Here is a 20541-nt window from a genome sequence, read left to right as displayed (position 1 = left end):
CCCTCGTGGCCCTCCGCACCGGCCGACGTCATGTCGCGCCGTGCCTGTCGATCAGGAGTACGGGAGCCGCAGCACCGACTGGTTGCCGATGCCCACTGTGGTCGGGTTGTTGCCGATCGCCGACCAGACCTCCACCCGGACCCTGCCGTTGCTCAGCGCGCCCAGCGTGCCGGTGGCCGATGACAATCCGGCGCTCTGGGTGTAGTGCTCGTAGCCGGTGACCGGGTCGGTGGCGAAGTAGCGCCCCGTCTCCACCCGGTCCCAACTGCCGTTGCCGGTGAGGTCGTAGGAGATCCGCACCTGCACGCCGTTGCCGACCGCCGTCCCGGCGTCCACGAACAGGTCGAACGCCGTCTGCCCGCCCGCGTAGGCGAGGTTGAGGCCGGTCGCCGTGAAGACCTGGGCGTTGGTGGGCGTACCGTCGTGGTTGCCGTTCGCCGCAGCGACAGTCGTCGTGGCCGCGCTACCGGCGGCGCCCAACCCACCCCCGGGCAGCAGGTACCGCGTGGGTGTGCCCGGGGTCGTCGGCGGGTCGGTCGTCGGCGGGGGGTCCGTCGGCGTCGTCGGGGGGACTCCGCCGGCCGCGTTGCCACCACTCCAGGTGTACGCCCCGGTGGTGGCCGTCTTGCCGGCGCCCACGGCGAGCGTGGTGCCGTTGGAGAACGTCACAGTGATCGGCGTCGCCGTCGGGTTCGACGCCACGTAGGTGCGGGCCCCGTTGCGGGAGAAGACCGCGGACAGCGGATGGTTGCCGGTCACCGTCGTGTCGACGTTGCCGAGGGCGGCGAGGTTACGGATCCAGTGGAACGTGTGCGCCCGACTCTCGCCCTCCTCCGGGGTGTAGCCCGGGTTCGCGCGAAGGTTCGCCAGCGCCGCGTCGGGGTCGCCGAGGGCCTGGAACTGCCAGAGGATGTCCTGCCACACCGTCGGTTGTCCGCCGTTGTTACGGACCAGTTCGGCGTAGTTGGTCCGCACGTACGCCGGGTTGTTGCCCAGGTAGAGGTGACCGCCGGTGACCGGCAGCAGATTGATGCCCTGGATCATCTCCGGCTCGCCACTGAACCAGGTGGCGTACGCGCCGCCGTCGCCCCAGACCATGCCGACCGTGGAGTGCCCGAAGGCGGCGGGGAAGTTCTGGTCGCTGACGTCGAACCAGTACTCCTGGATGGCGGCGGCCTGGGTGGTGTAGAGGAAGACGCCCGCGTCACGGATGGCGGTGTTACCCGTCGTCTGCCCCCACTGGATGAGAGCGCTTGCGAAGTTCATCCCCTCCGACGAGGACTCCTGGTTGTTGCCGGAGCCGAACGAGCCGTGCCCGGACGCCCAGTCGTGGCCGGCGTAGATGTCGAAGTCGCGCAGATACGGGAACTGGGTGTCGCCGCGGCGGTAGTTGTTGGCGTCGCGGATCAGCAGGTCGACCATGCCGCCGTAGCGGCTGGTGGCCGCCCAGGCCGGGTCGAACTTCGCCAGCGTCGCCGCGGCGGCGATGTAGTAGCCGTAGTGGAAGTGGTGGTCGTTGAGCTCCTGGTCCGACCCGTACGACGCCGGGTAGCCGATCAGGGTGCCCCAGTTGTTGTCGTAGTAGAAGACCCGACTGGTCTTGCCGCTGGACGCGGTGAACCAGTCGGTGAGCGTGCTACGGATCGCGTTCAGCGCGCTGTCGCGCGTCGTGGTGTCGTTGACCTGGTCGGCGATCTCGGCGATCCGCGCGGCCCGGCCGAGCCCCTTGCCGGTCCAGTAGGTGTCGTTGCCGCGTTGGTCCATCGGGTTGGCGCGGGTGGCGGCCAGGTGCCCGGTGAGCGTCGACAGGTCACCACCGGTGCCGTCGCCGACCGCCGGCAGTTCCGGCAGGATGCCCTGGAACTTCATGGCGGTGCGGAACTGGTTGACGCCGGTGAGCACCTTCATCCGGCCACGCGCCGACGGGTAGGTCGGCGTGATCGCGGTGGACCCGCTCAGCGACTTCCACTGGTGCGGGTAGAGGCTGACCACCGTCTGCGTGGCGGTGCCCTCGCGGGCGGTAGTGGTGAACGCGTACGTGGTGGTCAGGCCGCTGGTCGCCGGGTTGTACGCGTACGAGAGCTGGGTGCCGGTCACGTGGGCGTGCGCGTACTGACCGTAGGTCGCTGCCAGCGCGGCGCGCTCGGTCGCGCTGGACGTCGGCGGCAGCAGGGCGACCGAGAAGTAGCCGCGACCAGCCAGGGTGGAGGAGATCCGGCCGGAGGCCACTGTCCAACTGGCGCCGCTGGGCGCGAACCCGACGTAGTCGTGGCCGTTGACCCGGAAGCCGATGGTGGCGCCGCTGTTGGACCAGACGTCGGGGGTGCCGGCGGTGCTGATCTGCGCGTTCCCGCCGGTGGTCTGGAAGTACGCGAAGGGCAGACCGTGGCCGATGGTCGCGCGCATGGTGCGCGTGCCGTCGCTCCAGTGCGGGCTGACCGTCCAGTCCGTCCAGCCGTCGACCTTCACCAGTGGTGCGGCGAGCCCGGCCACACCGACCCGGATGTCCTGCACGTACGGGTAGTGGAACTCGCCGACACCGGTGGCGGTGCCGCTGATGGCGGGCGTGGAGTTGGCGGAGAAGCCCAGCCCGTCGCCGAAGGTGTCGTACGAGATCGGGTGGGCGTGCAGCGGCTCACTGAACGAGCAGTCGGTGCGCTTCCACAGCAGTGAGGACCACCAGTCGTTGGTGGGGATCGGCCCGGCGGGCGCGTTGGCGGTGGCGAACTGCCGGGGGTTGCTGGACATCGCCCCGCAGCCGCTGGGGAGCGCGCCGACCGGGGTGGTGGTGTAGCTGCCGGCGCCGACGGGCGCGGCCTCGGCCGCGCGGGTGACCGGGATCGTGAGGCCGCCGACGACCAGGGCCAGCGCGGTGGCGGCGGCCAGGGCCCATCGGCGGTGGGGGACGGGAGGTTTCATCGTGCCTCCATCGCGCGCGCCGGGTGCGGCCCTTGCCGGGTCCAGCGCTATGCGTCTGAATTGGGGGGAAGGTCAGGTGAGAGAGCGCTCTCTCGGCCACGGTAATGGAGTACCGAGATCCCCGTCAATGTGTCCAACCCGTTGCGTGCTGATGTCGCTATTTGCCGGCGCCCGCACGGTCGCCCAGCGGTTCGCCCGCACTGTCGTTCAACGCTTCGCCTTCACTGTCGTTCAACAGCGCGTTCGGCACGCGCATCCGCCACGCGTCGGTCACCAGCTCGGTCAGCCGGTCCAGGTCGACCGCCGCCAGACGCAGCAGCACGAGGGGCAGGCCCTGGTAGCCAGGCGTGGTGAAGAAGATCTCGGGCTCCCCGAGCAGGAGAGCCTGCTTCTCGGCCTCGTCGCCGACGAACAGCACCGCGATGTCGAACCGGATCACCCGAGGCTTGCCCGGCGTCCGCTCCGGATAGGACCAGACGAAGCCCTTGTCGGCCACCCGGAAGTCGAAGCCGTCACTGGGAATCTCCACCGCCTGCGGCAGGGCCAACGCCACCCGGCGTACGTCGTCCGCGTCAGCCACCGAACCGCCTCGCACCCCGCACCATCCGCATGGGCTGAGATTACGCGGTGGACAGCTCGATGGCCGTAGCGCCGACGATCGCCCGTTCGCCGCTCTCCTGGACGTAGCCGACCACGCTGGCGCTCCGCGGATCGAGACCAGGTGGTGTCGCCAGCTCCACCTGTCCCCGCTCGGCGTCCAGGCCCACCGACCTGAAGGCGCGTACGACGTTGTCCTGCCGCAGCGTCCGCCCGGCGTTCTCCCCCCGGGCGATCTCGCTGGTCAACTCCCGTTCCACGACCGCCACGTGCAACACCGCGCGCTCCGGCGGCTGTTCGGTCCGGTAGTCCACCATCACCCGGTCATTGCCCAGGTTGGCAATGGAGAGCGCCAGTGGTGTGGCGGCGGTCGAGGCCATGGCGGACATGATCGCGGCGGCCGCCCGGCGGCGATCGGAACCGACGAACTCGGCGGTGCCGTTGACGACCATCTGCGGGGTGTACAGACCTCGGGTACCCAACGCGCGGGCGTACGCCTCCTGCCGCGCGGTGTACGCCGCGTCCGCGAACTGGTCGGGCCAGCCCAGGTCGTCCCAGTAGTCGACGTGGAACCCGAGGGCGAAGACGTTCTGGCCCCGGTCCCGGGCGTCGCGCTCGATCTCGCTCAGCAACTCCTCAGCGGGAGGGCAACTGTTGCAGCCCTGGGACGTGAACATCTCGACGACGGCGAAGCCGCCGTCCGTCGATGGATTCGTCATGGTGGCGTGTCCCCTCCCACGGTGTGCCCGGCGGCGTCGCGTACTCCCGGTGCCCGGCGTTGCGTTTCCCGTTTCGGCCGAGACAATGCACGTGGGGTCGCGTCCCCTGCCGGCCTCGCAGCGAGCGCCGTCGGGCCGGGTGGTTGGATGGTCGGGTGCAGTTCACCGTGACAGACGCGCCGGCGCGGGAGCGTTTCGAGGCGCGCGACGAGGCGGGCGCGGTCGTCGGGTTCGTCACCTACCAGCTGACCGGCCCGATCATCGCCTACACCCACACCGAGGTCGATCCGGCGTACGAGGGCAAGGGCGTCGGGTCGACGCTGGCGCGGGCCGTGCTGGACGACGCGCGGAGCAGAAGCCGAACCGTCGTGCCGATCTGCCCGTTCATCGCCGACTGGGTGGTCAAGCACCCGGAGTACGAGAGCATCGTGGTCCGGTCCACCCGCAAGATCAAATAACTCCGCCCCGTCGGGCTGGTGTCAGGCGTCCGGTAGGAGCCTGGCGGCGAGGGTGCGGGCCGTGGCGGTCAGGGTGTCGATGTCCAGCCCCGTCCGCCCCATGAACACCAGGCCCTGCTGTGCGGCGAGCAGTGCGCGCGCCGTCTCGACCGGGTCGACGTCGTGCGGCAGGTCGCCCTCGTCCTGGGCCCGTCGGACGCTCTCGGCGACCAGGGCGGTCGTCGCCTCGTAGGTGCGCCGCGCCTCGGCGAGGACGTCGGGGTCGCTGGTGGCGAGTTCGTACGTGCTGTTGGCCATGAGGCAGCCGCGCCGGGCGGCAGCACCACCCGGGTCGTTCACCGGCGCCATGACGAACGCGCGCAGCGCGTCCAGGGCGCGGGGAGCGGCGGCGAGCATCTCGCGCAGGTAGCCGCCGCTGGTGTCGGTGTATTCCCGCAGCGCCCGCAGGAACAGCCGGTGTTTGTCGCCGAAGGCCCCGTAGAGGCTGCCCTTGCCCAGCCCGCTGACGCGGACCAGGTCCTCCAGTGAGGTCGCCGCGTAGCCGGCGTCCCAGAACTGGTCTCGGACGGCGCGGATCACCTGCTCCTCGTCGAACTGCCGTGGCCTGGCCATGTGACCAGCGTAGCGATTGTTGACCGGGTGGTCCACCAAGCGTATGGTGGACCGATCGGTCAACAATCAGGCGACCCCGCCGAGACCGCCGCGGGCATCGCGTTCCTGGCCAGCCCCGCAGCCTCGTACATCACCGGCGTCGTGCTTGACTCCAACGGCGGACACACCGCCTGAGTCCGCCCTCCGCAGCCCGTCGGGAGACCACAACGATGACAGCCTCCACCTTCCGTGCCCTGCACCACGACCGCGCCGCCGGTGACCCGCTCGTTCTGCCGGGCCCCTGGGACGCGGCCAGCGCCCGGGTGCTGGCCGACGCCGGCTACCCGGCACTCGCGACCCCGAGCGCGGGTGTCGCCGCCTCGCTCGGCTACGAGGACGGCGCGACCCCGCCGGACGAGATGTTCGCGGCGGTCGCGCGCATCGTCCGCGCCGTGTCCGTTCCGGTGTCCGCCGACGTCGAGGGCGGTTACGGCCTCGCCCCCCGCGAGCTGGTCGGACGGCTGTTGGAGGCCGGCGCCGTCGGCTGCAATCTGGAGGACTCGGAGGGGGACGCCACCCTCAAGGACCCCCGGCGGCACGCCGACTGGCTGGCCGAAGTGCGCGCGGAGGCGGGTGACTCCCTGTTCATCAACGCCCGCGTCGACACCTTCCTGGTCGGAACGGGTGACCCGGCCGAGGCGGTGGAACGCGCCCGCCTCTACGTGGCTGCCGGCGCCGACTGCGTCTACCCGATCCTGGCGCCACCGCAGGTGCTGCCGCAGTTGCGGGAGGGCATCTCCGGGCCGATCAACATGGCCGCCGGACCGGACCGGGAGTCCGTGGCAGAGCTGGGCCGGCAGGGCGCCACACGCATCACCTTCGGTCCAGGGATGCAGCGGTACGCGATGGCGTCGATCGGCGACCTCGCGGCCAAGCTGCGCGCCTGAGGCGGGCGTCACTCCCCGCGGTGCCGGCGCTCCGGCTCGGCAGCGTCGGCTGCCGCCCGTAAGATCGCGCAACATCGTGGATGTAGTGGCCTTCGCCGCACCTGACACCACTACATCCAGGATCGCGCGCGATCTCGGGGGAGGCGCGCCGGTCTCCGTGCACAAACCGCCGTGCACGAACCGCCGTGTGCCAGTCGCGGTGCGCCGACGGCGCGGGTAAGCGGCTGCCGGCGGGCTGATCGACTCGAGTTCTGGACGTCGGGGCGTCCCGCTCGGGTGGACCGCGGTTTCCTGAACGCCGAGTCGATCACTGCGCGCGGTGGGCGTCGGAGGATCTTCGGCAGCCACGGCCGAGCCCCCGGCGTGCCGTCGCGGTGGACGGCTGCCGGGGGCTCACGTGCAGGCGGTCAGGCCTGATTGCCACTCGGCAGCACCGCTGCCATCTCGTCGCCGGCGCCGGCGAGCACGCGTGCCTGCTGCGGCCAACTGGCCAGCCCAGGTGCGGCGCGCAGGCCGGCGGCCCGGATCAGGTCGCGCAGTGCCGGCTCGTCCAACTCGCCGAGCTGGCCGTACGTGCGTACGCCGGCGTCCTGCAACGCAGCCGCCATCTTCGGCCCGATCCCCTGGATCCGGCGGAAGTCGTCGGCCGGGCCGGTCGGGTCGGCGTCGACGCCGCTGTTCGTCGTGTCCGCGGCCGAACGAACCGGAGGGGTCGCGGCGGCGGTCGGGCGGACCGGAGGCGCGGCCACCGCCGCCCGCTCGTCGACGGCAGCGGCAACCGCGGGCTCGGCGTTCACGGAGCCGGCCTGCACTGGCTCAGCGGTCACGGAGCCGGCCTGCACCGGCTCGGCGGTCACGGAACCGGCCTGCACCGGCTCGGCGTCGGACGGTCCTGCGCTCGCCAACGTCTCTGCCGGCGTGGCATAGGCCGCAGTGGCCGTGGTCTCCACGTCGTCGGCCGGACCGACGGAGGCCGGCACATCGTCGGCCGGCGCATCGTCGATCAGCGTCGAGTCGATCGGCGTGCTGTTGACGGGCGCGGTCTCGACCGGCGCGTCGTCGGCGGGGGTGGTGTCGGCCGGGGTGGCCGCTACCGGCGCAGCGTCGATCGCCGCATCGTCGGCCGGCGTCGTGTCCAGCGGTGCCGCGTCGGCCGGCGGGAGATCATCCGCGGGCTGGCGGGGGGCGACCACGGCCGCCGGGGCGGGCTGGTCGTCGACAGTGACCGGCTCGGGGGTCGAGTCCACGCCCGGCTCCTGCCGCAGCTCAGCGGCGTCGGACTGCTCGGTGGCCGGCACCGGCGGCGGGTTCTCGGTCAGCGCCATGTCCGCCGGGTCGACGGCGCTCGGGGCGTCCGCCGGCACGGGCACCGGGGTGGGACCGTCCGGTTCGGTCAGCGCGGCGGGCGCGCTGACCGTGTCGACCGGCACCGGCTCGTCGGCGACCGCGGTGGGTGCCGGGTCGACGGCGGCCGCGGGCCGGGCCTCGTCGGTGGTGGCAGCCGGCGTGGGCGTGGTGATCACGGCCAGGCCGGCGACGGGGTCACCATCCACAATCGAATTGCCCTGTACGCCCCGTCGGCCGCGCAGCAGCCACCCGGCGGCCAAGCCCAGCAACAGTGCCAGTACCACTATCAGCGAGTGTCCGAAAGACCACGCCACGGCGAACCTCCCTCTCAGGTCGTTGGAAAAGTCACGAGAAAAACTCGCCGCAGCTTCGCACACGCGTATTGCCGACGACAGGCAGGATCGGCCGTCAGCGTTGCGGGTGGGACAGCCACCTCAGCCGGTGCCTGCCGGGTGACACAGCGTCGCCCGATCACCCGAAAAACCCGACCCGACGAGACCGGGTCGGGCATGGAGCGGGCAAGGCATGGATTGGTCGGGCAGAGCTCTCCGGAACGATGAGACCCGGGCCCGGCGCTGGACGCCGAGCCCGGGTCGGGCGATGCGGGGTTCAGTCCCGGTCGCCCTCGTAGGTGTGGAAGTCGTCGACGAATCGGCGACGGAGCCGTGGCACCCGGCTGGTCACTCCGAAGTAGCCGCGCGCGCCGAGCAGCGCGAGCCGACCCACCACCGGCCGGTACATCCGGTCGTCGCCGCTGGTGCCGCTGCGGTTCAGCGATTCGGCGACCCGGGCGAAGCCGTACGGCGCCATCACGGCCTCGTAGTCGGCGACCGCCTGGAGCAGCGTCTTTTCGCCGGCGGTGGCGCGGCTGAGCTGCGCGCAGAGCAGGCGGGCGTCGCGCAGCGCGGTGTTCGCGCCCACGCCCCGACCCGGGGTCATGGTGTGGATGGCGTCGCCGAGCATGGTGACGGTGCTGCTCTTCCAGGGCGGCACCGGCTCGGACGTGGACACTTTGATCGGTAGGGCGCTGGCCGGGTCCGCGTGGGCGAGCAGTTCCCGTAGGTGCGGGTGCCAGTTCGCGGTGAGGTCGAGGGCGACCTGCACCAGGTCCTCACCGCGGCGTTCCATGATGTCGGTCGGGAACCGGTCGGCCGCACTCCAGATGATCAGGTTGATGTTGTCGGTGGTGGTGTCGTGGGCCAGGCCGGGCCAGTCCCGGAGCACTGCGGCGTCGGGCTCGCTGACGCCCGGCTTGATCGCGCGTTCGGCGTCCCACTTGAACTCCATGACGTGCAGCACGCCCATCATGCCGCCGACGCCGAAGATCAGCGAGATGCCCTGCTGGACCCGCTCCGGAATGAGACCGCTGGTGTGCGGGGTCAGCGGGATCCGGGTGGCGATGTTGATCGTCCCGGCGTCGCGGGTGACGGCGTGCGGCAGGTACTGGCGGCGTACGGCGGAATGGGTGCCGTCGGCCGCCACCAGCAGGTCGCCGGTGGCGCTGGTGCCGTCGGCGAAGTGGGCGGTGACAGTGCCGTCGTCGCGCTGCTCGTACCGGGTGAAGGTCTTGTCGAAGTGCACCACGTCCTCCAGGCCGGTCAGCAGCACCTGGCGCAGCACCATCCGGGCCACCGAGTGTTCGGTGCGTACCGGGTCGGCGCTCGGCCGCAGCGCGAACGACGCGGTCTGACGGAGCCCCTGGGTGACGACGTTGAAGTAGTGCGGCGGCCGGGCGCAGGTGGCCAGGAAGGTGGCGAACAGCTCCGGAGGCAGACACTCCCGCAGCGCCCTGCTACCGGTGGGGCCGATGCCGACCCGGTAGCCGAGCAGCCCCTCGGTGCGGTCGCGGTGCCGCTCGTAGACGGCGACGCTGATCCCGGCCCGGCGCAGGCCGTGCGCCAGGCACAGCCCGCCCGTGCCCGCGCCGATGATCAGGACGTGCGGCGGCGCGGCGGACATGTCAGCCGGCCGGGTGCGCGGCGGGCGCCTCGGTGACGGCCGGGCGTGGCGCGGGTGCGTCGGTGCCGGCCGGGCGGGCCGTGGGCGCCTCGACGGCGTCCCACCGGTAGAAGCAGCCGGCGATCGCGTCCCGGGGGGAACGCCAGGTCGGCAGGTACGGCGACGTGTGCGCGGAGAGCCGCTCGTTGACCTGTCGGAAGAGCGGGTGGTTGCGGGCCGCCGCGAGCGCGTCCGGGTCGACGTCGTCCGAGGTCTCCAGCAGGTGTACGCACAGGTCGTGCAGGCAGTACAGGGATCGGTGCATGACGCCGGTCAGGCCGGGCAGGTCGGTGGCGTCGGACTCGGCGAAGATCTGCGCGACCCGCCCCTCCGCTCCCGGGATGATCCGGCTGACGATCAGTAGACGACTCATGGGACCCCTTCCGCCGGTGGCCTGTCCGACCCCGCGGGGGCCGGTGCCACGTGCTCTGTGCGCCCACCGTGCCGCAGGGCCTGTCACATCACCGTCACGTACGCCGACCGGGCGGTGACGGGCGTCGCCGTCACGTACGCCGAACGGCGGGCGACGGGCGGTCGGTGAGGGCCTCGCGGCTGGCCTGGCGGATCGGGGCGAGGGTGTCGTCGAGCAGGGCGCTCATGGCGGGGCTCGGCTCCAACCGCAGTTCCCGGCGCAACAGGTCGCGGTAGACGTAGAAGGCGTGCACGGCTTCGAAGGCGTTGCCCTCGGCCAGGTGTATGCGGACGACCAGCCGGTGTGGTGTCTCGCGTAACGGCTCGGCGGCCATCGCCTCCAACGCGGCTTCGAGGGCCTCGCCGTGCCGTCCCGCGGCCAGGTGGTGCCCCGCCACCTGTTCCAGCATGTGCAGGCGGAGTTGGCGCAGGCGTTCCCGGTCCAGCAGCACCCAGTCGTCGTACCAGCCGGGCAGGAGGTCGTGCCGCCCGGCGGCGAGCGCCCCGGCGGCGGTGCGTGGGTCGTCGCCGTCCCGGACCCGGGCCGCGGTGCCGACCAGGTCGTCCACGTCGAGCCGAACCGCCGGGCCGAGGCGTACGGTGTCGCTGGCCACTGTCATCGGGCAGCAAGGGTCCTGTCGCAGCCGCCACAGGGCGGTACGCAGGGAGGACAGCGCCCGTTCCTCTGACGCGTCGGGCCAGAGCAGCCCGGCGAGCTGGCTGCGGGTGGCGCCGGGGCGGAGCCCGATCAGCGCGATCACCCGTTGCAGGCCGCGTGGCACCACCACCGGCACCGCCTCGCGGAGGAGTCGAAAACCTCCGAGCAGGTGCAGTGAGACGCCCTCCTCGGGCGGGTCTCCGGCGGTCGGCACGGACGGATCAGCGGCCACGGCGGCACCCCCTGCGGAACGCTCGTCCCGACTGTCTGCTGTGTCCCGGATCGGTTGCCCTCGACGCCACTGTCGACCCCGCCGATCACGGCGTGGCCGGGCGCGGCCCCGCCCGCCGAGGCCGCCGGACTGACCACGCTGAAGATTATCAATGATGGTCACGTTGCGTCAATGTCAGCGTGGACCTTCTCTTGCCGACAGTCAACCCGAGATCGGTTCTGAACTGCATAAACATTAGCGCATCAAGCGCAGCAGGCACATAGCTGATACACAGGTTGCGTCAACGCAGCGTCACCGCCATTCGTCGCTGGCCGACCCGGCACGGTGACGCCGCCGTGACGAGGATCGGCGCATCGTGTCGGCAGTCGTCCAGCGCGTCCGGGGGCCACCCGTCGCCGGCCGGACGCTGTGGGGGGAGGCCCAACATGGACCGATCGCTGATCGTCGCGAAGGTCGATCCGACCGCCGAGGAGCGGGTCGCCGAGATCTTCGCCGAGTCGGACGCTACGGAGCTGCCGCGCCTGGTCGGTGTCCGACACCGCTCGCTGTACCGACTGCACGACCTCTACGTGCACCTTCTCGAGACCGCGCAGCCGGCGGAGGGCGCTGTGGAGGCCGCTCGTGACCACCCCGAGTTCATCCGGGTCAGCGACCGCCTACGCCCGTACGTGTCGCCGTACCTGTCGACCTGGCGCTCGCCGCGCGACGCCATGGCGCGGTGCTTCTACCGATTCGACGCCCCGGACGCCGGGCGGCGGTCGTGACGGCCACCGCGCCGCGCGAAGAGCAGCTCTGGTCCCGCTGCGCCGGCTGCGCCAGCCTGCTGTACCGCAAACGGCTGCGCCGCAACCTCGACGTCTGCCCGGAGTGCGGCGAACATGCCCGACTCGGCGCGCCGGAACGCCTGCGCCAACTGGTCGACCCGGGTTCCCTGCGCCTGCTGCCCGACCGGCTGCCGGAGGCGGACCCGCTCGACTTCGTCGACGTGCTGCCGTACCCACACCGGCTCACCGGCGCACGGGCCAGCACCGGTCTTGCCGAGGGGGTCGTCTGCGCCACGGCCACCATCGGTGGGCACCCGGTGGCCCTGGCGGTGATGGACTTCCGTTTCCTCGGTGGCAGCCTGGGCTGCGCGGTGGGCGAGCTGATCACCCGGGCGGCCGAACGGGCGCTGGACGACCGCACGCCGCTCGTCCTGATCACCGCCTCCGGCGGGGCGCGGATGCAGGAGGGCGCGCTGTCGTTGATGCAGATGGCGACCGTCAGTCAGGCCATCGCCGCGTTGCGCGAGGCGGGGTTGCTCACCGTGAGCGTCCTCACCGACCCGACCTACGGCGGGGTGGCCGCCTCGTTCGCCACCAACACCGATCTGGTGCTCGCCGAGAGTGGCGCGCGGATGGGCTTCGCCGGCCCCCGGGTGATCCGCCAGATCACCGGGCGGGCCCTGCCGGAGGGCTTCCAGACCGCCGACTTCCTGCTCCGACACGGGCAGGTCGACATGGTGGTGCAACGGCGGTCGCTGCGCGGACGGCTGACGGCGCTGCTCGCCGCGACCCGCGCCGGCCGTCCGGCGCGTCCGCCCGTACCCCGGCAGGAGCCGGCCTCGCACCGCGAGCGCCTCGCCGACGACGGCGCGGTCCTGGCGCGGCCGACGGACGCGGCGGCCGAGGGAGACGCCGGTACCCCGGCGATACGCGACGCGTGGGACACCGTCCGGATGGCGCGGCATCCGGGGCGACCCACCACACTGGACTACCTGGACTCGGTCTTCGACGGGTTCGTGGAGCTGCACGGCGATCGGCTCGGCGCGGACTGCCCGGCCATCGTGGGTGGGGTGGCCCGGTTGGCCGGCCGGTACGTCATGGTCATCGGTCACCAGAAGGGCCACACCACCGCCGAGTTGGTCGCCCGCAACTTCGGCATGGCCAGCCCGGCCGGGCACCGTAAGGCGCTGCGGCTCATGCGCCTCGCGGCCCGCCTCGGCCTGCCAGTGGTCACCCTGGTGGACACCCCCGGCGCCGACCCGGGGGTGAGCGCCGAGGAGCAGGGCCAGGCGGCGGCCATCGCCGAGAACATCCTCACCCTCACCGTGCTGCCCACCCCAGTGCTCGCGGTCATCACCGGCGAGGGCGGCAGCGGCGGCGCGTTGGCGCTGGCGGTGGCCGACCGGGTGCTGATGCTGGAGAACGCCGTCTACTCGGTGATCAGCCCCGAGGGGTGTGCGGCGATCCTCTGGCCGGACCGGTCCGCGGCGCCGCAGGCCGCCCGCGCGTTGCGACTGACCGCGCCCGACCTGCGCCGGCTCGGGGTGGTCGACGAGGTCGTGTCCGAGCCGTCGAGCGCCGCGCACGACGACCCGGCGGAGACCGCGCACCGGTTGCGCGCCGCGCTGCTGGCCAACCTCCTGCCGCTGCTCGACGTGCCGCCGGCCATGCTGGTCCGCCTGCGCCGGCAACGATTCCGACGGTTCGGCGCGAACCGCGTCGGCGTCCGGGCGGGCCTGCGATGACCGCCGGCGACCGGGCGCTGTCGACAGTCGACGCGTCCGACGACGTGGGGGTGGACGGCGAGGCGGCGCTGGCCGGACTGCGCCGGCAGGCGCAGCACCTGATCGCCGAGCTGGCCGGGCCGGTGCGCCGGATCCGGCTGCGCAGCGGGCCGGCGGTGCTGGAGGTCGAGTGGCACCCCGAGGACGTGACCCGACCGGACGTACCGCTGCCCCGCGCCGAGGCGGCACCGGCGGTCGGGCCGGAGCCCGGTGCCTCACCTTCGGTGCTCCGGCCGCCGGTGCCTGGGCGTGCCGCGGTGCGGGCACCGATCGTCGGCACCTTCTACCGGGCGCCGGAGCCCGGCGCGCGGCCGTTCGTCGCGGTGGGTGACCTGGTCCGCCCCGGCCAGCCGGTGGCCATCGTCGAGGCGATGAAGCTGATGAACGAGGTGACCGCCGACCGGGCCGGCCGGGTGGCCGCGATCCTCGTCGAGGACGGTCAGCCGGTCGAGTACGACCAGCCGATCGTCGAACTGGACCCGGCATGACGGCGCGGGGTGGTTGACCATGTTCGAGACCGTGCTGATCGCCAACCGGGGCGAGATCGCGCTGCGGGTGCTGCGTGCCTGCAAGGAGCTCGGTGTGCGAACGGCGGTGGTCTACTCCGCCGCCGACGCCGACTCGGCGGCGGTCCGCCTCGCCGACCAGGCCGTCCGGATCGGACCGGCGTCGAGTCGGCGCAGCTACCTCAACGCCGCCGCCATCGTGGAGGCGGCCCGGCAGGTGGGGGCGCAGGCCGTGCACCCGGGCTACGGCTTCCTCTCCGAGGACGCCGACTTCGCCGAGATCTGCGCCGACAACGGGCTGACGTTCATCGGCCCGCCGCCGGCGGTGATGGCCGCGCTGGCTGACAAGTCCTCGGCCCGGGCACTGATGAGCCGCGCCGGCCTGCCGCTGTCGCCGGGCAGTGTCGCGCCGGTGCCGACCGCCGCCGCGGCGGCCGAGGTGGCCGACGCCGTCGGCTACCCGGTGATCGTGAAGGCCGCCGCCGGTGGCGGGGGCCGGGGGATGACAGTGGTGCACAACCCGGGCGACCTGCGCCGCGCGTACACCCGGACCCGGGCCGCCGCCCAGGCCGCCTTCGGCGACGACCGGGTGTACGTCGAGCGCTACCTCACCGAGGCGCGGCACGTCGAGGTGCAGGTGCTGTGCGACGCCCACGGCAACGGGGTGCACCTGGGCACCCGGGACTGCTCGGTGCAGCGCCGGCACCAGAAACTGGTCGAGGAGGCGCCCGCCCCGGCGCTGCCCGCCGCCGTTCTCGACACCATCGCCGAGACCGCCCTGCGGGGTGCGCTCCAGGTCGGCTTCGTCGGTGCCGGCACGCTGGAGTTCCTGGTCGACGCCGAGGAGAAGTTCCACTTCCTGGAGATCAACTGCCGGATCCAGGTGGAGCATCCGGTCACCGAGATGGTCACCGGGATCGACCTGGTGCACGAGCAACTCCACATCGCCGCCGGCGTGCCGCTGCGGTGGCGGCAGGAGGAGATCCGCCTGCACGGCGTCGCTGTGGAGTGTCGGGTCAACAGCGAGGACCCCGCGCGCGGCTTCGCCCCCACCCCCGGCCGGTTGGAGCGGTTCACCCCACCCGGCGGCCCGTTCACCCGGGTGGACACCCACGCCAGCGCCGGTTACCTGGTCGGCCCCTGGTACGACTCGCTGCTCGCCAAGGTGATCGTCTGGGCACCCGACCGGGAGCTGGCCCTCAACCGGCTGGAACGTGCCCTCGACGAGTTCGATATCGCCGGTCCGGGCATGCACACCACCATCCCGTTCGTCCGGAGGGTGCTCGACGACGCCGCATTCCGCAAAGGCCGCTACACCACCGGCCTGGTCGACCGTCTGCTCGCCGCGCCCGCGCCGGAGCCGACCGTCCCTCCCGCACCGCGCACCGCGCCCGCCGCAGATCCCGACGCAACCCACAGGAGGACCCGATGACCGTCACCCATGGTCGCCCGATGACCGCCGAGATCACCGACATCCTGGTGGCGCACTGCGGGCTGGACGCCGACGCTGCGGCCCGGGCGCCCGCCGCGTCTCTGGAGGAGCTGGGCATGGACTCGCTCGCCCTGCTGGAACTGTCGGCGGTCGTCGCCGACCGCTGGCAGGTGGTCATCCCCGAACAGGCCGGACAGTTGAGTATCCCGGCGGTGGCCGACCTGGTCGCCCGGCGCGCCGACCCGCCCGGGCACACCGAGAACAGCGTGGTCATCGACGCGCCGCTGGGGCTGGTCTGGGAGGTCACCAACGACGTGGCGAACTGGACCGAGCTGTTCACCGAGTACGCCGTGGTGGAGATCCTGCACCGCGAGGGGCACACGGTGCGGTTCCGCCTCACCATGTACCCCGACGAGAACGGGGTGTCCTGGAGCTGGGTCAGCGAGCGCACCGCCGACCCGGTGACCAGGCAGGTCCGGGCGCACCGGGTGGAGACCGGGCCGTTCGAGTACATGCGCATCCACTGGCGCTACACCGAGGAGGCCGGTGGCACCCGGATGACCTGGACGCAGGACTTCGCGATGAAGCCGACCGCGCCGGTCGACAACGCCGCGATGACCGAGCGGATCAACACCAACAGCGTGATCCAACTCGCGGTGATCAAGGACCGGGTGGAGCGGATCGCCTGGCAGCGCGCCGACCAGGGCGGCCCGAGCGCCAGCGACGCACCGACGGGAGCCGACGATGAGTGACCTGAGCACCCGCCCGATCGCCGCACGGGACGTACCCGCCGACCGCCGTCGCGGCGGTGAGCTGCGGGTGCTGCTCGGCCCCCGCACCGTCGGCAGCACCTCGGGTTTCCTCGGGGTGGCCACGCTCGAGCCGGGGGAGCGGATCGCCGAGCACTACCACCCGTACAGCGAGGAGTTCCTGTACCTGGTGCGGGGCGCGATCACAGTGGACCTGGACGACCAGCCGACGCTGCTGGCCGCCGGTGAAGGGCTGTTCGTACCGGTGAATGTGCGGCACCGGCTGCGCAACACCGGCGTCGAGCCGGCCGAGGTGGTCTTCCACCTGGGCCCGCTCGCCCCCCGGCCCGAACTGGGCCACGTCGACACCGAGTTGGTCGAGCAACGGGGCACGTCGTGAGCGCGAGGAGTGAGCCGGGTTTGCGAGCCCCGCAGTCGCGAACAGAGGTGACGCGATGACCGGGCGCCGCACGGTGGTGACCGGTATCGGGGTGGTCGCCCCGGGCGGCGCCAGCCGGGACCGCTTCTGGAAGACCATCACCGAGGGGCGGACCGCCACCCGGCGGATCAGTTTCTTCGACCCGTCGGCGTTCCGGTCGCAGATCGCGGCGGAGTGCGACTTCGACCCGGTCGCGGCGGGGCTGAGCGAGGCCGAGCGACGCCGGGCCGACCGGTACGTGCAGTTCGCGCTGGCCTGTTCCGCCGAGGCGGTGGCCGACGCCCAGTTGGTGCTCACGGACGCGGAACGGGATCGCGCCGGGGTGGTGCTGGGCACGGCGGTGGGCGGCACGATGGCGTTGGAGCAGGAGTACGTCACGGTGAGCGAGCACGGTCGACGGTGGCTGGTGGACGGGGCGCGCGGTGGCCCGTACCTCTATCAGGCGCTGGTGCCCAGCAGTCTCGCGGCGGACGTGGCCTGTCGACACGGGCTGCACGGCCCGGCGCAGGTGGTGTCCACCGGCTGCACCTCCGGCATCGACGCCATCGGGTACGCCCACCAGATGATCGTGGACGGTGAGGCGGACGTGATGCTGGCCGGCGCGTCCGACTCGCCGATCTCGCCGGTCACCGTCGCCTCGTTCGACGCGATCAAGGCGACCAGCCCGGACAACGACGACCCGGCGCACGCCTCCCGCCCGTTCGACGCCGACCGGCACGGGTTCGTGCTGGCCGAGGGCGGGGCGGTGCTGGTGCTGGAGGAGGCCGGACACGCCCGGCGGCGGGGAGCGCACATCTACTGCGAGGTGGCCGGCTACGCCAGTCGCAGCAACGGCTTCCACATGACCGGGCTGCGGCCGGACGGGCTGGAGATGGGTCTCGCCGTCACCGACGCGCTACGGCAGGGCCGGATCCTGCCCGAACAGGTCTCCTACATCAGCGCGCACGGTTCGGGCACCCGGCAGAACGACCGACACGAGACGGCCGCGTTCAAGCGGGCGCTGGGTCAGGCCGCGTACCGGATACCGATCAGCTCGATCAAGTCGATGGTCGGGCACTCGCTCGGCGCGATCGGGTCGATCGAGATGGCCGCGTGCGCCCTGGCCATCGAGTTCGGTGTGGTGCCGCCGACGGCGAACTGGAGCACCAGGGACCCGGAGTGCGACCTGGACTACGTACCCAATGAGGCACGGGAGGTCCCGGTGGACGTTGCCCTCTCGGTGGGCAGCGGGTTCGGCGGTTTCCAGTCGGCGATGGTCTTCCGTCGGATGCTCGGCGCGGTGGCGGCGTGAGCGCCGCTTCGCACGGTGCCGGCGCGACGGCCCGGGCGGTGGTGACCGGCATCGGGGTGGTCGCGCCGAGCGGCATCGGCGCGGACGCGCACTGGCGCACGGTCCTCGCCGGCACCCGCCGGACCGGGCCGATCACGTTGTTCGACCCGGCCGGCTATCCGACCCGCTTCGGCGGGGAGGTGCCCGGCTTCACCGCCGACTCCTACGCCGACAGTCGCCAGTTGGTGCAGACCGACCGGTGGACACACCTCGGCTTCGCCGCCACCCGGCTGGCGCTGGCCGACGCCGGCCTGCCCGACCGGGCCCCCGACCCGTACGGCTACGCGGTGACCCTGGCCAGCTCGTCCGGGGGGAACCTGTTCGGTCAGCGGGAACTGCAACGGCTGTGGGGCGGCACGTCGCGGACCGTCGGGGCGTACCAGTCCATCGCCTGGTTCTACGCGGCCAGCGTCGGGCAGCTCTCCATCCACCACCAGTTCAAGGGCCCGAGCGGGGTGCTGGTCGCGGAGTCGGCCGGCGGGCTGGACAGCCTGGCGCACGCCGCCCGCGCGGTGCGCCGGGGCACCCCGGTCGTGATCGCGGGGGCCACCGAGTGCCCGTTGAGCCCGTACGCGCTCGCCTGCCAGCTGCGCTCGGGGCTGCTCAGTGACGTCGCCGACCCGGAGCGGGCGTACCGGCCGTTCGACGCCACGGCCAGCGGCTACCTGCCGGCCGAGGGTGGAGCCGTGTTCGTGGTGGAGGAGTTGGGGCACGCCCTGGCCCGGGGCGCCCGGGTCTACGGCGAGGTGAGCGGGTGGGGCTCCACCCACGACGCCGCGCACACCACGGCGGAGAGCAGCGGCGACCCGGCCCAGTACGCGCGGGCGATGCGGCTGGCCCTGGACCGCGCGGGCGTCGCCGCCGCCGGAATCGACGTGGTGCTGCCCGATGCTCTCGGCGTGCCCCGTTACGACCGCAGCGAGGCCGAGGCGCTGCGGGCCGTGTTCGCCGACCGGCCGCCCCCGGTGACCACGCAGAAACCGCTGACCGGTCGGGCGTACCAGGGCGGCTCGGCGTTGGACGTGGCCACCGCGCTGCTCGCCTTCGCCCACGACACGTTGCCCGCGTCGGCCGGACCGGACGAGGTGGCCGAGGGCTGCGAGCTGGACTTCCTGCGCGAGCACCGCCGACCGCGAAACCGACTCGCCCTGATCTGCGCGCGGGGCTTCGACGGGTTCAACAGCGCGCTGGTCCTGCGTGGGGCCGCGCCGATGAGGGGAGAGGCGTGATGAGCGACAAACGGGCCCGGGTGGTCTTTCTGGTACGGGTGCCGGTACCGCGCACCGAGCAGTTCCTCGCCGCGTACGAACAGGTGCGGCACCTGGTCGCCGGCGGTGTGCCGGGGCACCTGGTCGACCAGGTGTGCCGGTCGTCGACCGACCCGGAGCAGTGGTTGATCACCAGTGAGTGGGCGAGCCTGGCCGACTTCGAAGACTGGGAACGCAGCCCGGAGCACCGGGACCTCGTGCGCCCGATGCGGGAGTGCTTCACCAACGCCCGTTCGCTGCGCTTCCACATCCACGCCCAAACCCCAGCCCTAGCCTGACGGCTCCCCGCCCCGCCCCCGCCCCCGCCCGCTCTCCGCGATCTTGCACTTACTGTCGCGACATCATGGACATTCCACGCATCACAGCAACCGAAACTGCAAGATCGGCGCGGTGGGGCGGGCCGTATTTCTCGGGAGCGCGTAGGGTCCTGGAGCCATGAAGGTGCTGATCTCGGTGGACCTGGAAGGCATCTCGGGGGTCGTGCACCCCAGCGAGACGAACCCGGATCGGTACGACTACGAGCGGGGCCGGGCGTTGATGACGGCCGAGGCGAACGCGGTGATCGCCGGGGTCCTCGATGCCGAACCCGAGGCGGTGGTGTGGGTCGCCGACGCGCACGGAACGTTTCGCAACATCCTGCCGGAGGACCTCGACCGGCGTGCTCACCTCGTGCGGGGCAAACCCCGGCCGCTGGGCATGCTCGCGGGGCTGGACGAGCACACGGATGCCGTTCTGCTCGTCGGCTATCACGCTCGGGCCGGTGCCGGGCCCGCCGTCCTGGCCCACACGATAAGCGACGCCGTCCTCGACGTGCGGGTGGCCGGCCGGTCGTTGGGCGAGATCGGCCTCAACGTCGCCATGGCGGGCCACCTGGACGTGCCCGTCGTCCTGCTCAGCGGGGACGACACCGCCTGCGCGGAATTCCGTGAGCTGGTGCCCTCGGCGGTCACCGTCGCCGTCAAGCAGACCCTGGGGCAGGCCGCCGCGGTGGCAGTGCATCCGCAGGAGGCGCGGGAGCGGCTGCGCCGCGCCGCCGCCGACGCGATCGCCCGGCGCGCCTCGATTCCCCCGGCGACGATGGCCGGGCCGTTGGACGTCGAGATCGACCTCTACGGCCCGTACATGGTCGACCTCGCCGTCCTGGTGCCGGGTGTGGTCCGCGTCGGCGGCGGCCGGACGGTCGCCTTCCACGCCGTCGACGTGGCCGAGGCGTACCGGCTGGTTCAGCTGCTGGTCCACCTCGCCGGCATCAAACCCGCCTAGCGTCCGAGAGCCGTCGGGCTCGGCGGACAACCGCGACGCCATCGGCCGTCCGGCTGACACCGGCCCGCCGGTTGTGCGAGGGGTCATGCCTCGGTGACGCTCCGCCAAGTCGGCCGCCCGATCCTGCCC

At 72.4% G+C, this 20541-nt stretch carries 19 protein-coding genes and 1 pseudogene; 12 read left to right on the top strand and 8 right to left on the bottom strand.

Annotated features, from left to right (window positions below):
* Positions 1-51: 51 nt before the first annotated feature.
* The 3 genes from OG992_RS05765 to OG992_RS05755 all read right to left on the bottom strand — a co-directional run bounded on the left by OG992_RS05765 (position 52) and on the right by OG992_RS05755 (position 4235).
* Positions 52-2919, bottom strand: coding sequence for a glycosyl hydrolase (locus OG992_RS05765; protein ID WP_266302607.1), 2868 nt, complete (start codon positions 2917-2919; stop codon positions 52-54).
* Between the two features lie 157 nt (positions 2920-3076).
* Positions 3077-3499: an MmcQ/YjbR family DNA-binding protein gene (locus tag OG992_RS05760; protein ID WP_266302606.1), complete on the bottom strand. Its 423-nt coding sequence runs from the start codon at positions 3497-3499 to the stop codon at positions 3077-3079.
* Positions 3500-3539: 40 nt separating this feature from the next.
* The gene (locus tag OG992_RS05755) at positions 3540-4235 is read right to left on the bottom strand and encodes a thioredoxin family protein (protein ID WP_266302605.1); all 696 of its coding nucleotides are present in this window, start codon (positions 4233-4235) and stop codon (positions 3540-3542) included.
* Between the two features lie 155 nt (positions 4236-4390).
* Between OG992_RS05755 and OG992_RS05750 the strand changes: the two genes are divergently transcribed.
* Positions 4391-4693, top strand: coding sequence for a GNAT family N-acetyltransferase (locus OG992_RS05750; RefSeq protein ID WP_238685789.1), 303 nt, complete (start codon positions 4391-4393; stop codon positions 4691-4693).
* A gap of 21 nt (positions 4694-4714) precedes the next feature.
* Here the strand turns inward: OG992_RS05750 and OG992_RS05745 are convergent, their stop codons facing one another.
* A complete protein-coding gene (locus tag OG992_RS05745) occupies positions 4715-5305 on the bottom strand; it encodes a TetR/AcrR family transcriptional regulator (protein ID WP_266302604.1) in 591 nt (196 codons plus the stop codon).
* 209 nt (positions 5306-5514) lie between these two features.
* On the opposite strand from OG992_RS05745, the gene OG992_RS05740 reads away from it, so the two are divergent.
* Entirely contained in the window at positions 5515-6231 is a 717-nt protein-coding gene (locus OG992_RS05740) for an isocitrate lyase/phosphoenolpyruvate mutase family protein (protein ID WP_266302603.1), read from the top strand.
* Between the two features lie 407 nt (positions 6232-6638).
* Here the strand turns inward: OG992_RS05740 and OG992_RS05735 are convergent.
* The 4 genes and pseudogenes from OG992_RS05735 to OG992_RS05720 all read right to left on the bottom strand — a co-directional run.
* Positions 6639-7019, bottom strand: a pseudogene (locus OG992_RS05735) (hypothetical protein); the annotation flags it as partial.
* 1168 nt (positions 7020-8187) lie between these two features.
* Entirely contained in the window at positions 8188-9537 is a 1350-nt protein-coding gene (locus OG992_RS05730; RefSeq protein WP_266302602.1) for an NAD(P)/FAD-dependent oxidoreductase, read from the bottom strand.
* Position 9538: 1 nt separating this feature from the next.
* On the bottom strand, positions 9539-9949 hold the full coding sequence (locus OG992_RS05725; protein ID WP_266302601.1) for a TcmI family type II polyketide cyclase: 411 nt from the start codon (positions 9947-9949) through the stop codon (positions 9539-9541).
* A 130-nt stretch (positions 9950-10079) separates the two neighbouring features.
* Positions 10080-10877, bottom strand: coding sequence for a BTAD domain-containing putative transcriptional regulator (locus OG992_RS05720; RefSeq protein ID WP_238685783.1), 798 nt, complete (start codon positions 10875-10877; stop codon positions 10080-10082).
* Positions 10878-11302: 425 nt separating this feature from the next.
* On the opposite strand from OG992_RS05720, the gene OG992_RS05715 reads away from it, so the two are divergent.
* From OG992_RS05715 to OG992_RS05670, 10 genes are all read left to right on the top strand, one after another.
* Positions 11303-11641, top strand: coding sequence for a TcmI family type II polyketide cyclase (locus OG992_RS05715; protein ID WP_238685782.1), 339 nt, complete (start codon positions 11303-11305; stop codon positions 11639-11641).
* On the top strand, positions 11638-13386 hold the full coding sequence (locus tag OG992_RS05710) for an acetyl-CoA carboxylase carboxyltransferase subunit alpha (RefSeq protein ID WP_266302600.1): 1749 nt from the start codon (positions 11638-11640) through the stop codon (positions 13384-13386). Before OG992_RS05715 ends, OG992_RS05710 begins: the two co-directional genes overlap by 4 nt.
* The gene (locus tag OG992_RS05705; RefSeq protein ID WP_266302599.1) at positions 13383-13913 is read left to right on the top strand and encodes a biotin/lipoyl-containing protein; all 531 of its coding nucleotides are present in this window, start codon (positions 13383-13385) and stop codon (positions 13911-13913) included. Before OG992_RS05710 ends, OG992_RS05705 begins: the two co-directional genes overlap by 4 nt.
* A 19-nt stretch (positions 13914-13932) precedes the next feature.
* Positions 13933-15363 (top strand): acetyl/propionyl/methylcrotonyl-CoA carboxylase subunit alpha, encoded by a 1431-nt coding sequence (locus tag OG992_RS05700; RefSeq protein ID WP_266302598.1) that lies wholly within the window; start codon positions 13933-13935, stop codon positions 15361-15363.
* Positions 15360-16115: an SRPBCC family protein gene (locus OG992_RS05695; protein ID WP_266302597.1), complete on the top strand. Its 756-nt coding sequence runs from the start codon at positions 15360-15362 to the stop codon at positions 16113-16115. Before OG992_RS05700 ends, OG992_RS05695 begins: the two co-directional genes overlap by 4 nt.
* On the top strand, positions 16108-16512 hold the full coding sequence (locus tag OG992_RS05690; RefSeq protein ID WP_196922953.1) for a cupin domain-containing protein: 405 nt from the start codon (positions 16108-16110) through the stop codon (positions 16510-16512). Before OG992_RS05695 ends, OG992_RS05690 begins: the two co-directional genes overlap by 8 nt.
* A gap of 55 nt (positions 16513-16567) precedes the next feature.
* Positions 16568-17842 carry a beta-ketoacyl synthase gene (locus OG992_RS05685; protein ID WP_112673494.1) on the top strand — a complete coding sequence of 425 codons (1275 nt, stop codon included), beginning with the start codon at positions 16568-16570 and terminating at the stop codon, positions 17840-17842.
* Positions 17839-19110, top strand: coding sequence for a beta-ketoacyl synthase N-terminal-like domain-containing protein (locus OG992_RS05680; protein ID WP_266302596.1), 1272 nt, complete (start codon positions 17839-17841; stop codon positions 19108-19110). Before OG992_RS05685 ends, OG992_RS05680 begins: the two co-directional genes overlap by 4 nt.
* A complete protein-coding gene (locus tag OG992_RS05675; protein ID WP_266302595.1) occupies positions 19110-19427 on the top strand; it encodes an antibiotic biosynthesis monooxygenase in 318 nt (105 codons plus the stop codon). Before OG992_RS05680 ends, OG992_RS05675 begins: the two co-directional genes overlap by 1 nt.
* Positions 19428-19584: 157 nt before the next feature.
* Positions 19585-20412, top strand: a complete 828-nt coding sequence (locus OG992_RS05670) for a M55 family metallopeptidase (RefSeq protein WP_266302594.1) — start codon at positions 19585-19587, stop codon at positions 20410-20412.
* The last annotated feature ends 129 nt before the right edge of the window (positions 20413-20541 follow it).

This window comes from Micromonospora sp. NBC_00362 (assembly GCF_026342155.1).
Classification (GTDB): Bacteria; Actinomycetota; Actinomycetes; order Mycobacteriales; family Micromonosporaceae; genus Micromonospora; species Micromonospora hortensis.
The sequence above is the reverse complement of the archived record's forward strand: the minus strand, read 5'-3'. Positions and strand labels throughout refer to the sequence as shown.

Bases quoted from the DNA above. Each gene is read 5' to 3' on its own strand.
- OG992_RS05765 (WP_266302607.1), bottom strand. From the start codon at position 2,919: ATGAAACCTCCCGTCCCCCACCGCCGATGGGCCCTGGCCGCCGCCACC.
- OG992_RS05755 (WP_266302605.1), bottom strand. From the start codon at position 4,235: ATGACGAATCCATCGACGGACGGCGGCTTCGCCGTCGTCGAGATGTTC.
- OG992_RS05745 (WP_266302604.1), bottom strand. From the start codon at position 5,305: ATGGCCAGGCCACGGCAGTTCGACGAGGAGCAGGTGATCCGCGCCGTC.
- OG992_RS05740 (WP_266302603.1), top strand. From the start codon at position 5,515: ATGACAGCCTCCACCTTCCGTGCCCTGCACCACGACCGCGCCGCCGGT.
- OG992_RS05730 (WP_266302602.1), bottom strand. From the start codon at position 9,537: ATGTCCGCCGCGCCGCCGCACGTCCTGATCATCGGCGCGGGCACGGGC.
- OG992_RS05725 (WP_266302601.1), bottom strand. From the start codon at position 9,949: ATGAGTCGTCTACTGATCGTCAGCCGGATCATCCCGGGAGCGGAGGGG.
- OG992_RS05715 (WP_238685782.1), top strand. From the start codon at position 11,303: ATGGACCGATCGCTGATCGTCGCGAAGGTCGATCCGACCGCCGAGGAG.
- OG992_RS05705 (WP_266302599.1), top strand. From the start codon at position 13,383: ATGACCGCCGGCGACCGGGCGCTGTCGACAGTCGACGCGTCCGACGAC.
- OG992_RS05700 (WP_266302598.1), top strand. From the start codon at position 13,933: ATGTTCGAGACCGTGCTGATCGCCAACCGGGGCGAGATCGCGCTGCGG.
- OG992_RS05695 (WP_266302597.1), top strand. From the start codon at position 15,360: ATGACCGTCACCCATGGTCGCCCGATGACCGCCGAGATCACCGACATC.
- OG992_RS05690 (WP_196922953.1), top strand. From the start codon at position 16,108: ATGAGTGACCTGAGCACCCGCCCGATCGCCGCACGGGACGTACCCGCC.
- OG992_RS05685 (WP_112673494.1), top strand. From the start codon at position 16,568: ATGACCGGGCGCCGCACGGTGGTGACCGGTATCGGGGTGGTCGCCCCG.
- OG992_RS05675 (WP_266302595.1), top strand. From the start codon at position 19,110: ATGAGCGACAAACGGGCCCGGGTGGTCTTTCTGGTACGGGTGCCGGTA.
- OG992_RS05670 (WP_266302594.1), top strand. From the start codon at position 19,585: ATGAAGGTGCTGATCTCGGTGGACCTGGAAGGCATCTCGGGGGTCGTG.